The sequence below is a fragment of the Mycobacterium sp. BK086 genome, assembly GCA_004362315.1.
Classification (GTDB): Bacteria; Actinomycetota; Actinomycetes; order Mycobacteriales; family Mycobacteriaceae; genus Mycobacterium.
The window spans coordinates 256,633-270,155 of the sequence record SNWL01000009.1 but is presented as its reverse complement, the minus strand read 5'-3'; the positions used below and the strand labels follow the sequence as shown (position 1 = coordinate 270,155).

Annotated in this window: 13 protein-coding genes and 1 tRNA gene; 9 read left to right on the top strand and 5 right to left on the bottom strand. The window is 66.0% G+C overall.

Annotated elements, in window-relative coordinates; genetic code table 11:
* Positions 1–5: 5 nt before the first annotated feature.
* Entirely contained in the window at positions 6–1,226 is a 1,221-nt protein-coding gene (locus EV580_RS30525) for a L,D-transpeptidase (RefSeq protein WP_133696403.1), read from the bottom strand.
* Between the two features lie 154 nt (positions 1,227–1,380).
* Here EV580_RS30525 and EV580_RS30520 point away from each other — a divergent pair.
* The 6 genes from EV580_RS30520 (at position 1,381) to EV580_RS30495 (ending at position 8,836) form a co-directional block, all read left to right on the top strand.
* Positions 1,381–1,453: transfer RNA gene (locus EV580_RS30520), tRNA-Lys, on the top strand.
* A gap of 179 nt (positions 1,454–1,632) precedes the next feature.
* Positions 1,633–3,207, top strand: coding sequence for a cellulase family glycosylhydrolase (locus EV580_RS30515; protein ID WP_133696401.1), 1,575 nt, complete (start codon positions 1,633–1,635; stop codon positions 3,205–3,207).
* A gap of 99 nt (positions 3,208–3,306) precedes the next feature.
* Positions 3,307–4,851, top strand: a complete 1,545-nt coding sequence (locus EV580_RS30510; protein ID WP_286171929.1) for a PQQ-dependent sugar dehydrogenase — start codon at positions 3,307–3,309, stop codon at positions 4,849–4,851.
* 48 nt (positions 4,852–4,899) lie between these two features.
* Positions 4,900–6,156, top strand: coding sequence for an alpha/beta hydrolase fold domain-containing protein (locus EV580_RS30505; RefSeq protein ID WP_255496958.1), 1,257 nt, complete (start codon positions 4,900–4,902; stop codon positions 6,154–6,156).
* 4 nt (positions 6,157–6,160) lie between these two features.
* Positions 6,161–7,534: an FAD-binding oxidoreductase gene (locus EV580_RS30500; RefSeq protein ID WP_133696400.1), complete on the top strand. Its 1,374-nt coding sequence runs from the start codon at positions 6,161–6,163 to the stop codon at positions 7,532–7,534.
* Positions 7,535–7,636: 102 nt separating this feature from the next.
* On the top strand, positions 7,637–8,836 hold the full coding sequence (locus tag EV580_RS30495) for a cytochrome P450 (RefSeq protein ID WP_133696398.1): 1,200 nt from the start codon (positions 7,637–7,639) through the stop codon (positions 8,834–8,836).
* Between the two features lie 432 nt (positions 8,837–9,268).
* Here the strand turns inward: EV580_RS30495 and EV580_RS30490 are convergent, their stop codons facing one another.
* A complete protein-coding gene (locus tag EV580_RS30490; protein WP_133696396.1) occupies positions 9,269–9,496 on the bottom strand; it encodes a DUF3618 domain-containing protein in 228 nt (75 codons plus the stop codon).
* 87 nt (positions 9,497–9,583) lie between these two features.
* On the opposite strand from EV580_RS30490, the gene bcp reads away from it, so the two are divergent.
* Positions 9,584–10,057, top strand: coding sequence for a thioredoxin-dependent thiol peroxidase (bcp, locus tag EV580_RS30485; protein WP_133696394.1), 474 nt, complete (start codon positions 9,584–9,586; stop codon positions 10,055–10,057).
* On the opposite strand, the gene EV580_RS30480 is transcribed toward bcp, so the two are convergent.
* Together EV580_RS30480 and EV580_RS30475 are read right to left on the bottom strand one after the other, a co-directional pair.
* Positions 10,054–10,953: a hypothetical protein gene (locus tag EV580_RS30480; protein WP_133696393.1), complete on the bottom strand. Its 900-nt coding sequence runs from the start codon at positions 10,951–10,953 to the stop codon at positions 10,054–10,056. The genes bcp and EV580_RS30480 overlap by 4 nt on opposite strands.
* Positions 10,954–11,045: 92 nt before the next feature.
* Entirely contained in the window at positions 11,046–12,377 is a 1,332-nt protein-coding gene (locus tag EV580_RS30475; protein ID WP_133696391.1) for a dipeptidase, read from the bottom strand.
* 39 nt (positions 12,378–12,416) lie between these two features.
* Between EV580_RS30475 and EV580_RS30470 the strand changes: the two genes are divergently transcribed.
* On the top strand, positions 12,417–12,728 hold the full coding sequence (locus EV580_RS30470; protein WP_208114679.1) for an ArsR/SmtB family transcription factor: 312 nt from the start codon (positions 12,417–12,419) through the stop codon (positions 12,726–12,728).
* Positions 12,729–12,730: 2 nt separating this feature from the next.
* The gene (locus EV580_RS30465; RefSeq protein ID WP_133696388.1) at positions 12,731–13,120 is read left to right on the top strand and encodes a VOC family protein; all 390 of its coding nucleotides are present in this window, start codon (positions 12,731–12,733) and stop codon (positions 13,118–13,120) included.
* A 3-nt stretch (positions 13,121–13,123) separates the two neighbouring features.
* On the opposite strand, the gene acpS is transcribed toward EV580_RS30465, so the two are convergent.
* Positions 13,124–13,516: a holo-ACP synthase AcpS gene (acpS, locus tag EV580_RS30460; RefSeq protein ID WP_083119904.1), complete on the bottom strand. Its 393-nt coding sequence runs from the start codon at positions 13,514–13,516 to the stop codon at positions 13,124–13,126.
* Between the last annotated feature and the right edge of the window lie 7 nt (positions 13,517–13,523).

Below are 13,523 nucleotides of genomic sequence, written 5' to 3'. Positions count from 1 at the left end.
CGACTCTAGGCGTTCGCGTTGCCCGCTTTCCACTGCGGCCACGGAATGTTCCAGTCGCCGAGGCCGTCGGTTCCCGGAAGCGTTGAGCCAACGGTGTTGTGGACCTCGACGATGTCGCCGCGCTTGGTGTTGTTGTAGAACCACTGCGCGTTGCTCGGGCTGGCGTTCAGGCAGCCGTGGCTGGTGTTGGAGTAGCCCTGCGCGCCAACCGACCACGGCGCGGAGTGGACGTAAATGCCGCTGTAGGACATCTGGGTGGCCCAGTCCACTTCGGTGCGATATCCGTTGGGCGAGTTGGACGGAACGCCGTACGTCGAGGAATCCATGATCATGTGCGAGAGCCGGTCGCCCACGATGTAGACGCCGTTGTTGGTGGGCGTGCTGTTCTTGCCCATCGAGATCGGAATGGTCCGCTCGACCACGCCGTTGCGCCGGACGGTCAGCTGTTTGGTGTCGTCGTCGGCGGTCGCGATCACCTCATCGCCGATGGTGAAATGCGACGCCAGATTCTCCTGGCCGAAGAGCCCGTCCCCGAGGTCGACGCCGTAGGTGTTCACCGCGACGTCGACGGTGGTGCCCGGCTTCCAGTAGTTCTGCGGGCGCCAGCGCACCTCGCGATTGTTGAGCCAGTAGAAGGCGCCCTCGACGGGCGGGTTGGTGGTCACCTTGATGGCGCGCTCGGCGGCCAGCCGGTTGGGGATGTTCTCGTCGAAGCGAACGGCGATGGGTTGCCCGACGCCGACGGTCTCGCCGTCCCCGGGCAGCAGGTACGGCATGGTCAGGTTCTCGGGCGACTGCGTCTCGAAGGTGAGCTTCTCGGCCGTCACACCGCCGAGGCCCAGCGACTGGGCGGTCAGCGTGTAGCTCTTGTTGTAGCCCAGCGGCTCGCTGGTGGACCACGTCACGCCGTCGGGGCTGAGCTTGCCCTCCACCGGGTTGCCGGCCTCGTTGACCATCGTCACCGATCCGAGCACCCCGCTGGTGGCGCTGACCGTCACCGGCCGGTCGAGCGGGACGTCGACCGCGCCGTCCTTGACCGACACCGTCAGCTGGGGAATCAGCAGGTCGCCGTAGGGCGTGCCCTTGTCGGCGATGACCTTGACCGGCGGCGGGCCGGCCGGTTCACTGCTGCAGGCGCCGAGCCCGATCAGTAGCGCCGGGACGAGCGCGAGCGCAACCAGACGACGCCGCGACCGCGGACGGGGTGCCGAGCCGGCCTGCCTCATATCGCTCTCTGTCTCGCTAGCTGTGGAAAAGCTGGGGGTGATTGGCAATATTCTAAGGGAATCCCGGCGATGGTGACGACTACACAGGTCAACGGCCACCTGCGCAATTTCATGTTCGGCAGTGGTGTTTGTTATTGTCGCTTCCGCGGTTCACGCGCCGTTAGCTCAGTTGGTAGAGCAGCTGACTCTTAATCAGCGGGTCCGGGGTTCGAAACCCTGACGGCGCACAGCAGAGGAGCCCCGGAGATTTCCGGGGCTCTTTGCCGTTCCTGGCCCACTGATCAAACGATCAGCGAAGCCTCCCAGCGCGAGAAACACCGTGCAACTTGGCGATTCGACCGGCCAGCTAATCCTCAGCGCGCTAAGGTGTCGCCAATCCATCTACGTCGGACAGCCGGGGGGCTCGATGAAGCGTCGGACTGTCGCTGCAGCATTGACTGCGGCGCTGGTGTGCACCGCCACCACAGGCAGCTATTACGTGGCGCCACCGACCGTGTCCCGGGGCCAGGTGTACTCCATTCCCGTGGTCCTCACCGGCGCGGTCGACGAGGCGCCGACAACGCTCGGCATCGCGGATTCGACGCTCTACACCCTGTCCGACGCCGATATCGACGTCACCCTCGATCACTTGAAGGACATGGGCGTCAACGACATTCGCATCGCGGTGCCATGGGTCTACATCCAGCCTCAGGACAATGAGGACTACAACTGGACCAAGATGGACTACGTCGTGCACGCGGCCAGCGAGCGCGGCATGAACATCGTCGGGGTGCTCAGCGGCACGCCGACCTGGGCGGGCTTCCCCCTCAACGGGCATTCCGATCCTGCCGACTACGCGCGCTTCGCGGCCGCGGTGGCCGGCCGCTACAACGACACCAGCACGATCGGCGCGATCGACGACTACGAGATCTGGAACGAGCCCAACGGTGCGCTCTTCTACAACCCCGTCGACGCGTCGGCCTACACACGGATGCTCCAGGCGGCGTACCCGGCGATCAAGGCGAACAATGCCAACGCCACCGTGATCGCCGGGGTGCTGGGGGCAGTCAAGACCGTCTCCGGGATATCGCTGGCACCGCAGCGCTTCCTGGCGCAGATGTACGACGCGGGCGCCGAAGGCTACTTCGACGCCCTGTCCTACCACCCGTACCACTACACGCTGGCGTTTTCGCTGGGCACCGGTATCGCCAACTCGCCGCTGGAACAGGTGAAGGCCCTTCGGGCGCTGATGGACGCCAACGGGGACGCCGACCTGAAGATCTGGGCCACCGAATACGGCCTGCCGACCAACTGGCCGATCACCCAAACGCAGCAGGCCGCCTTCATTCACGACTTCGTGGTGTCCTGGCAGGACGTCGCGGGCGCGGGCCCGATGTTCATCTACACCACCCGCGACTCCTACACCGGAGGCTTCGACGACGAGCAGAACTTCGGTCTGTTCAAGACGAATTGGACGCCGAAGGAAGCGGTCGCGACGGTCGAGGAATTGATTCATCAGCTCGCAACCGGAACCCTGCAACCCTTCGACGTCACCCCCTATGCGAACAGCGTCGACTTCTTCGGCGCGGCGGTGATCCTCATCCGCCAGTTCATCAACCTGGTGGCGATCGTGCCCCGGGCGCTCTTCCAGCTGGCCAACTCCGCGGTCACGGTCATCACCCGCGCCATCGGATCGCTGTTCGGGATCGTCCCACCGGCTGCCGCAGCGGCCGTTTCGCAGAAGTCCTCGAGCGTCAGGGTCGCCGCGGCGACGCCGACGACGAAAGTCGCTGCTGCACAACCGGACCGCAAAACCGTCGCACACGCGGCACCGCGACCGAAGCTGTCGGCGCCGCGCACCACTCCATCCGACGAACCGGCGCCGACCGCATCCGCATCCGGCAAGACCAAGCCTGCCAAGGCGAGCGCCACAGCGTCGACGCCGTCGAAAGCCAAGACGGGCCACACCGGCGGACCCGCGCCACGTCCTACGGCCCGCTGACGTCCGTCAGCAACCTCACAGAAATCCTCCGCGCACCCCCGCGGGCGTGGCACAATCAGCAAAGCCGTCAATTGGCTGACCACCACTCGGGGGGCACCTATGGTGCACGCCAAATATGTTGCGCGCATTGGCATCGTCGTCACCGCGCTGATCTTCGGTTGGGCACTGTTGGGCTCATCCGGGGTCGCGATGGCCGACACCACCTCGAATTCCGGTGCGACGGGAACGCACGCGCCCCGCACCGGCCATGCCGCACCGAAGCAGTCCACCGCCCGCAAGGCGCCGGTAGCCGTCACCCGTAGCGCGCGTCCGCAGCCCACCGCACGTGCCAAGCCGGCCGCGTCCGCCACATCCAACTCGATCGTGTCCGACGTGACCGCCTGCGCGTGCAACCTGGTCAAGGCGGTGGCCACCCAGGTCGCGGTCTTCGTCTCCGAGCTCCGCCCGCCGGTCGTCCCGCAGCCGCCACCTGACCCGTTCGGTGCCTGGATGGCACTGGCGTGGGTTCGCAAGCAGGCCGACGACGCCTTCGCCCAGATCGCCGCCCAGCCCGTCGTCAAGCAGGTGGTCCAAGCGGTCAGGCACTTCGCCGAACAATCCTTCGACGCCATCATGGCGTGCGGGTCACCGCCGACCGGGTCGGATGTATTCGACCGCACGACAATCGCTTCGGGCCTGACCAATCCGACCGACTTCGCCTTGCTACCCGACGGCCGCATCCTGATCACCGAGAAGGGTGGCGCGATCAGGATCTACGAGAACGGCGCGCTGACCGCCGCCCCGCTCGTGACGCTGCCGACCCGGACCGAGGGCGAACGCGGGCTACTCGGCATCGCGGTGGATCCCGAATTCGCCACCAACGGATACGTCTACGTCGCCTACACCACCACCGACGCCCACTATCAACTGTCGCGGCTCACCGTCACTGATACCGGCATCGACCCCGCCTCCGAGTTCTCGCTGTATCGCTCACCCGACGAGGAAGCGAACTTCCATCAGGGCGGCGCCCTGGCGTTCGGGCCGGACGGCAAGCTGTACTGGGGCATCGGCGACAACACCGTCGGCGCCAATGCCCAGGACCTGTCGAACATCCACGGCAAGATCCTTCGCTTGAATCCCACGGATGGCACTGCGCCGCAGGACAATCCATTCGTCAATACCGCGGGCGCCGAGTCACGGATCTGGGCGTACGGCCTGCGCAACCCATTCCGCCTGGACTTCACCCCTGACGGGCGGCTGCTGGCCGGCGATGTCGGCCAGAACGCCGTCGAAGAGCTGGACCTGATCACCAAGGGCGCCAACTACGGCTGGCCGAACGCCGAAGGCACTTGCGCCACCTGCACTTCCACCAACCCGATCTACACCTACGACCATTCCGCCGGTAGCGCGGCCATCACCTCCGTCCTGTTCTACAGCGACGACGCGTTCGGCCCCAGCTATCAGGACAAAGTCTTCATCGCCGACTACATCCGCGGCTGGATCAAGGTGCTGACCTTCAATTCCACCTTCACGACGTACCTCGGTACGTTGACTTTCGACACCACCGCCGGCAGCACCGTCAAGCTGGCCCAAGGACCCGACGGCACCATCTACCAGCTGACGATCTTCCCCGGTGAGCTGTCGATTCTGACCCCCACTGACTGAAGTCACTGCTATACCCGTCCTATGGGCCACGGGGGCAGGGTTGGGGGTATGGCGGTTGCGCTGGGAATCGGCGCGGCGGTCTGGACTGGCTTGGGGGCATCAACGGCAGCGGCCGACGTCGCCGGAACCGGTGGGGCCGGCAGCCATCAAGCCGCCAAAACCAAGGGCACGGCCGCGTCGGCGCGCGGTTCGGTGACGGCACCGGCCACCGCCAAGCGCCGCGCGCCCGTCAAAGCTCCGGCCTCCCCCACCGCACCGATCGCAATGTCTCACATCGTCACCGCCGCGGCCAGCACCCGGCGCGTAATACCAAGCGTCGCTACCGAATCGGCCCCGGCCGCGCCCGCCACGAACTCGGTGACCTACACCGCACCGCCATCCCTCGGCGACCAGATCACGCTGGCATCCCTGCGGCTGCTGCGCGTCGTCTCCAACATCATCGGAACCGATCTCTACGGCCTCATCGGCAAGGCGATGTCGAGCTCCAACCCGCCGTCGTTCCTGCTCGGCGGGCTGACGGCCACCAAGACCACGTACACCACCACCGAAGGTGCGGAGTGGAAGGTCTGGGAGTTCACCCCACCAGATCCCAGCGGTAAGGCTGTGGTGGCCATTCACGGCGGCGGGTTCATCCTGCAGCCGATCCTGCTGCACTGGGTCGACTACACCAACATGGCTCGCGAGACCGGTGCCACCGTCATCGTGCCGATGTATCCGCTGGCGACCACCGAAGCCGGCGCGGCGGTCCACACCGTTCCGGCGATGGCCGATTTCATCTCCGATCAGATCGACACCTTCGGCGCCGAGAACGTTAGCGTCTACGCGGATTCGGCCGGCCCCAATATCGCGCTGAGCGCCGTCCGGCTGTTGATCAAGGCCGGCAAGCCCGTGCCCGCCAGCATGGTGCTGCTGTCGTTCGCACCCGACCCGACCCTGTCCAACCCGGACATCAAGAAGACCAACGACCCGATCATCGACATCAACAACCTCGAGTTCTATGCCGACTCCAACAACTGGGCCGCCGGCCTCGAGTTGACCGATCCGCTGATCGATCCGATGACCTTCGAAGGCGATGTCCTGAAAGGCCTTCCGCCGACCACCGTCTACGTCGGGTCCACCGAATTCGTGTTGCCCGACAATCTGCTCTTCCAGAAGAAGGTCGTCGACGCCGGCGGCACGATGTCGTTGGTGATCGGCCGCGGGCAGATCCACGACTGGGCGCTCGGTGTGCCGGTCAACTCGCAGGCACTGGTGGTGCGCAAGGACATCTATTCCGAACTCGGGTTGCTCACGACTAGCGTCTAGCTCCATGGCTGATCTGGCGGCGCTCTTCTCCGACATCGTCGGCCCCACGCACCTGCTGACCGGGCACGCGATCTCCGAGGACTACGGCCACGACGAGGCGCTGACCATCCCGCCGCAGCGGCCCGCCTATGTCGCCAAACCGGCCACCGCCGACGAGGTGGCCGCCCTGCTGAGAGCCGCGACCGAACACCGTGTGCCGGTGACCGCGCGCGGATCGGGCTGCGGGCTGTCCGGGGCGGCCCAGCCGGTGGCCGACGGCCTGCTGATCTCGTTCGAGCGGATGAACTCGGTCTTGGAGATCGACGCCCACAATCACGTCGCGGTCGTCCAGCCCGGCGTCACGCTGACGGAGCTGGACGCCCAGACCGCCAAGGCCGGCCTGAGTTACACCGTGTACCCCGGCGAGCTGTCCTCCAGCGTCGGCGGCAACGTCGGGACCAACGCAGGTGGGATGCGGGCGGTGAAATACGGCGTCACCCGCCACAACGTGCTCGGCCTGCAGGCGGTGCTGCCGACCGGCGAGATCATCCGTACCGGCGGCAAGATGTCGAAGATCTCCACCGGTTACGACCTCACCCAGCTGATCATCGGCTCGGAGGGCACGCTGGCGCTGGTGACCGAGGTGACCGTCAAACTCGTTCCGCGCCTGGCCCACAGCGCCACGGTGCTCGCCCCGTTCGGCGACTTCGACCAGGTGATGGCTGCCGTCCCGAAACTCATCTCCAGCGGGCTGAACCCGACCATCGTCGAATACATCGACAACGTCGTGATGGCCGCGATCGTCAATGCCGAGAACCTGGAACTGGGGATCCCCGAGGCGATCCGGGAATCCTGCAACGCCTACCTCGTGGTGGCGCTGGAGAACAACCACGCCGATCGCCTCGACGAAGACGCCGCCACCCTGGGCGAGCTGCTCAGCGAATGGGGTGCATTGGATGCGTATGTGCTGCAAGGTAATTCAGCCCGCAGGCTGATCGTGGCACGGGAGAACGTGTTCTGGACCGCCAAGGCGATCGGCGCCGACGACATCATCGACGTCGTGGTCCCCAGGGCGTCGATGCCGGAGTTCCTGCGCCGGGCCCGCGACATCGCGCTGGCCGAGGGCGTCGGCATGAGCGGCTGCGGGCACGCCGGCGACGGCAACGTTCACGGCGTGCTGTTCTGCAAGGACCCGGAACTCCGCAAGAAGCTGCTGACCGAGATCTTCGCGTTGGGCATGTCACTGGGCGGGGCGATCTCCGGTGAGCACGGCGTCGGGCGGGCCAAGGCCGATTACTTCTGCGAGCTGGAGGACCCGGCCAAGCTGGCGCTGATGCGGCGGATCAAGGACAGCTTCGATCCGGCCGGCATCCTCAACCCCGGCGCGGTATTCGTCTAGCCGCGACCCTTGACCGGCCCTCGCCGGGGCTGCTAAACATGGCACCACCCCGAAGTTTGAGCGATCGCTCAGCACGCACCGGGGCCGACGCGGGGATGAGCCATGACGACTGCGAACGACACCGTCTACTACGACCCCTACGACGTCGACATCGTCGCCAACCCGTATCCGGTGTATGCCCGGCTGCGCGACGAAGCGCCGGTCTATCACAACGAACGCTATGACTTCTGGACGCTGGCACGGCACTCCGACGTCGAGGCCGCGCTGTCGAATTGGGAGACGTTCTCCAACAGCCGCAGCGACATCCTGGAGCTCATCAAGTCCGACTTCGACATGCCCGGCGGCGTGATGATGTTCCAGGACCCGCCCGCACACACCCAGCTGCGCGGCCTGATGTCGCGGGTGTTCACCCCGCGGCGGATGGCCGAGATCGAAGACCAGATCCGGCGGTATTGCATCGGCTGCCTCGATCCGTGGGTCGGCACGAGCGGTTTCGACATCATCGCCGAGCTGGCGTCGATGATGCCGATGCGCGTCATCGGAATGCTGCTGGGAATCCCTGAGTCCGAACAGATTTCAGTGCGCGACGCCAACGACGCCAATCTGCGCACCAAGCCCGGCGCCCCGATGAAGGTGGCCGACCCCGACCGCATCGCCGACGGCCGCATCTATGCCGACTACGTCGAGTGGCGGTCCAACAACCCCTCCGACGATCTGATGACCGCACTGCTCAACGTCGAGTTCACCGACGACGAGGGCGTGACCCGCAAACTCACCCGCAAAGAAGTGCTGCACTACACCCAGGTGGTGGCCGGCGCGGGCAACGAGACCACCGGCCGGCTGATCGGCTGGCTGGCCAAAGTGCTGGCCGAACACCCCGACCAACGGCGCGACGTGATCGCCGACCGCTCGCTGCTGAACCGCACGATCGACGAGACGCTGCGCTTCGAACCGACCGGGCCGCACGTCGGCCGCTATGTGCTGAAGGACTTCGAGTGCCACGGGACGACGGTGCCGGCCGGCAGCGCGATGCTGCTGCTGTTCGGCGCCGCCAACCGCGATCCGCGGCGTTACGACGATCCCGACAGCTTCAACATCCACCGCGACACCATCAGCCACCTCACCTTCGGCAAGGGCGTGCACTACTGCCTGGGCGCCAACCTGGCCCGGCTCGAGGGCCGGGTGGCCCTCGACGAGGTCCTCAACCGGTTCCCGGAATGGGACATCGACTACGCAGGAGCGAAGCTCGCGCCGACGTCGACCGTGCGGGGCTGGGAGCGGTTGCCGATCGTTCTTCCCTGACCGGGATGTGACGTTGCCCAGGTCGCAGGCGCACAGTCCCCGGAGCGATGTGAGATGCGTAACTGAGAATCTGCTGAGCAAGCCGTTAAGTCAGCTGGGTGACCAGCGCGTTTGCCCGCCGATAGGTAACCGGAGGACGGTTCTCAACTGAAAGACAGCGCATTGTGCTGCAGTAATGTCGCGAACCCTGTTATAGTCGCCGTTAGCTGAATTGACCAACAGCAGGCCTCGGACATACGTCCAGTGACAAAGTGAGGACTTAGCCGCATGGTGCCGGAGAAGCTCGTTCCACACCCAGCAGGCGAAGTAGCTCCGCAGGCCTCCGCAGCGATCACCCCGATGCAGGTTCGTAGCTGCAGCCGGATCGGCCTTGTTGCCAATCCCCCCGGTTTCCGTCTTTCGCTCGGCGACTGGTTCCGTCGCCGCTGATCGCTATCCGTTACGGATTCGGCGGATCACCAGCACCACCGTCACCACGCTGACACCGGCCAGCGCCGCGGCCACCGGCGGTCTCTTCACGAAGCGCAGCAGCGCCGCCTTGACGTCGTCGGCGATGCGCTCCGGATTGGCGCGCACAGCCAGCGAATCGACCGTCGCCGCCAGCCGATCACGAGCCTGGTCGATCTCGGCCTTGATGACCTCGGGATCCCGGTCCGCCACTTCCGTCCTCCAAACTGCCGCCCTGCCGAACTACCCTAGAGCAACCCGGGCCAACCCCGATGCACCGGGAGATGAAGGGATCACTAGGTGACCGAGACCGCGCGCCTCGAAGTCGGCGACAAAGCACCCGCGTTCAGCTTGCCGGATGCCGAGGGCAAGACCGTCAAGTTGTCCGACTTCAAGGGCCGCAAGGTGATCGTCTACTTCTACCCGGCCGCGATGACGCCGGGCTGCACCAAGCAGGCGTGCGACTTCCGCGACAGCCTGGCCGAGCTGAACGGCGCGGGCATCGACGTCGTCGGCATCTCTCCGGACAAGCCGGAGAAGCTGGCCAAGTTCACCGACCGCGACGCGCTGACGTTCCCGCTGCTGTCGGACCCCGACAAGAAGGTCCTCACCGAGTGGGGCGCCTACGGCGAGAAGAAGCTGTACGGCAAGCTCGTTCAGGGCGTCATCCGCTCGACGTTCGTGGTCGACGAGAAGGGCAAGATCGAGGTCGCCCAGTACAACGTCAAGGCCACCGGCCACGTCGCCAAGCTGCGCCGCGATATCTCGGTCTAGTCCGACTTCTTGTGGCGCTGCCTGGCACCCGAGGCGACGCTGGACTTCTTACCGCTGTCAGCACTGCGGCTGGCAGCCGGCTTGGGTGCCGCCTTCTTGTTCGGCCGGGCTGATGCTGCTACCGGCTGGGGCAGGTTCGGTAGTCCGGTGCCGACCCCGAGCTTGATACCCGGGCCCACCTGGGTGGTGCTTTCGCCCGGCGCCTGGCCGAAGGCGATCGCGATGGCGAAGGGGCCGGGGCCCGCGGTCACGTCGCCACTGGTGAACGCGTCGATCGCCGAGTTGAAGAAACTGGTTTGGCTGCCACCTGATTTGACGACGTTGTTGAACCCCCAGCCGTTGAAGGCGAAGTTGCCGAAGCCGACCGCCGAGACGCTCTTCCCCGGCTCGGTGACGAATGCGCCATTGGTGACCACATTGCCGACGCCGTTGGCCAACGTCATTCCGATCTCGGAGGTAGGCGGCAACAAGAACGGGAACGGGTTGGTGATCGCCTGAGCGATATTGAAGGCACCCTTCGTGATGGTCGTGCCGTTGGTGCCCCACTGGGTGGCGATCCCAACCAAATCCCCGGCTTGAGCGGTCACGTTGTCGCCCCACGCCCACGCAAACGTAAAGGCGCCGCTGGTGGTCGCGGTGGCCACGCCCAAGTTGTCCGTCCCGATCAGCGGAACGCGGCCTACGGCGAGGGCGGCCCCGAACCATCCCGCCGCCGTCGCGGTCGCGTTGGGCCCGACCGCAATCGCGATACTGGTCGGACCGCTCTGACAGTTCGCCGTGTTACCCAATCCGAAGAAGGACGCGCAGTCGGCCGAGGCTGCGGGCGCCGCGCTGATTGCCGTTGCGACAAGTGCGCCGGCGAGCGGCATGGCGGCGAGCAGGTGTGTCTTCGTCACGCGGACTCCCAGGAACAGGGGTATTGACGAAACCGACAATAATTCGGCTCGCAACACACTGCACGCGTATCGCACTACTCGAACGGGCCAGGCTAGACCTCGCCCAGTTTCCCCAGCAGCAGCGCCTCGGTGGTGGCGGCACGCTCCAGCACGCCGAGATGCAGACTCTCGTTGACACTGTGCGCCTGGGTGCTCGGATCCTCCACCCCGGTGACCAGGATGGTGGCGTCGGGGAACGCCTTGGCGAACTCGGCGATGAACGGGATCGAGCCGCCCATCCCCATGTCGACGACATCGACGCCCCAGGCCTGACGGAACGCGGCGCGAGCCGCGTCGTAGACCGGCCCGCTGGCGTCGATCGCGTAGGGCTGGCCGATATCGCCCGGGATGACCTTGACGTGTGCGCCCCACGGGGCGTGCTGTTCGAGGTGCTTGCGCAGCGCGTGCAGATGCGCCGCGGCGTCACCCCCCGGAGCCACCCGCATGCTGACCTTCGCGCTGGCGCGCGGAATCAGCGTGTTCGACGCCTTGCCGATTGGCGTGGTGTCGATGCCGATGACGGTGATCGCCGGTTTGGCCCACATGCGTTGAGCCACAGGGCCAGAACCGATTTCGTGCACGCCGTCGAGCAGCCCGGATTCGGCCCGCACCCATTGCGGTCCGCGATCCACGTCGGCCGCACTCGTCTCGTACAAGCCCTGCACCGCCACGTTGCCGTCGTCGTCGTGCAGGCTCGCCAGCAGGCGCACCAGAACACTCAACGCGTCGGGCACCACGCCGCCCCACAGCCCCGAGTGCAGGCCGTGATCCAAAGTCGCGACCTCGACCACGCAGTCGGCAAGCCCGCGCAGCGACACCGTCAGCGCCGGGATCTCCGAGGTCCAGTTGTCGGAGTCCGCGATCACGATGACGTCGGCGGCCAGCTTGTCTTTGTGCGCGGCCAGCAGTCGGCCCAGTGACGGGGAGCCGGACTCCTCCTCCCCTTCCACGAACACGGTCACCCCGACCGGCGGATTGCCGTCGTGCGCCCGGAATGCCGCCAGATGCGTGGCGATGCCTGCCTTGTCGTCGGCGGTGCCGCGCCCGTACAGCCGGCCATCGCGTTCGACGGGCTCGAACGGGTCCGAATTCCATTGCGCCGGATCACCTTCGGGCTGCACGTCGTGATGGGCGTACAGCAGCACGGTCGGTGCACCCGGAGGGGCTGGGTGATGGGCGATCACCGCGGGCGCACCACCCTCGGCGACGATCTCGACCTGGCCGAAGCCGGCCTTGGTCAGTAGGTCTGCGACGGCTTGTGCGCTGCGGTGCACCTCGTCGCGGCGGGCCGGGTCGGCCCAGACCGATTGGATCCGCACCAGGTCTTCCAGATCGGCGCGCACCGACGGAAGCACGGCCTGCACGCGTTCGACGAGATCGCTCATGCAGACGACGTTAGCGGGAACCTTTCGGCCACCATTGACATGCAAGGAATTACTTGCCTATTGTCCGAACACGTGGGTGACGTCTTCAAGGCCTTGGCGGACCCCACACGCCGAACCATCCTCGATGAGCTGACCGACCGGAATGGGCAGACGCTCTTCGAAATCTGCGCCCGCCTGGCGACCAAGCATGGGCTGGGCCTGTCACGACAAGCGATTTCGCAACACCTCGACCTTCTCGAAGCCGCGGGTCTGGTCGAGACGCGGCGTTCGGGTCGCTACAAGTACCACGACATCAACCCCGCACCGCTGGCGCCGATCGTCGAGCGGTGGTTGAAGAAAGCGGAGGATTGAGCATGCGAATCAACCTGACCAGCGTGCTGGTCGACGACCAGGACACGGCTCTGCGGTTCTACACCGACGTTCTGGGATTCACCACCAAGCACGACATCCCGATGGGCGAGCACCGGTGGATCAGCGTGGTGTCCCCGGACCACCCCGACGGCACCGAACTCGTCCTCGAACCGGACAGCCATCCGGCGGTCAGACCGTTCAAGGAGGCCTTGGTGGCCGACGGAATCCCGTTCACCTCATTCGCCGTCGACGACGTCCGCGCGGAGTTCGCGCGCCTGAGTGCGCTCGGGGTGACGTTCACCCAGGAGCCCGTCGACATGGGACCGGTGATCACTGCCGTGCTGGATGACACCTGCGGCAACTTGATTCAGATCGCCCAGCACACCGGCTGAGGGTTACAGCGTCTCCAGGATGGCGACCGCGGCGGCGGTATCACCCTCATGCGTCAGCGACACGTGAATGGTCACCTCGGCCAGATGCTTGGCGATGTCACCGGTAAGGCGGACCTTGGGCCGGCCCCACATATCGGTGATCACCTCGATGTCGCGGTGGATGCCTTCCGGCAGGACCGGACGTTGCGCGAACCGCGAACCCGACCACGCCTTGATGACGGCTTCCTTGGCGGCCCACCGGGCGGCCAAGTGCCGCGCCGCCACCGAACTCTTGTCGGCGGCGTCACGGCGCTCACCCGGGGTGAACGTCTCGGCGAACACCGTGCCCGGCTGGTCCACCTGCTCGGCAAAGTCGGGAATGGAGACCACATCGATCCCCACACCGACTATCGCCACGCCGGAG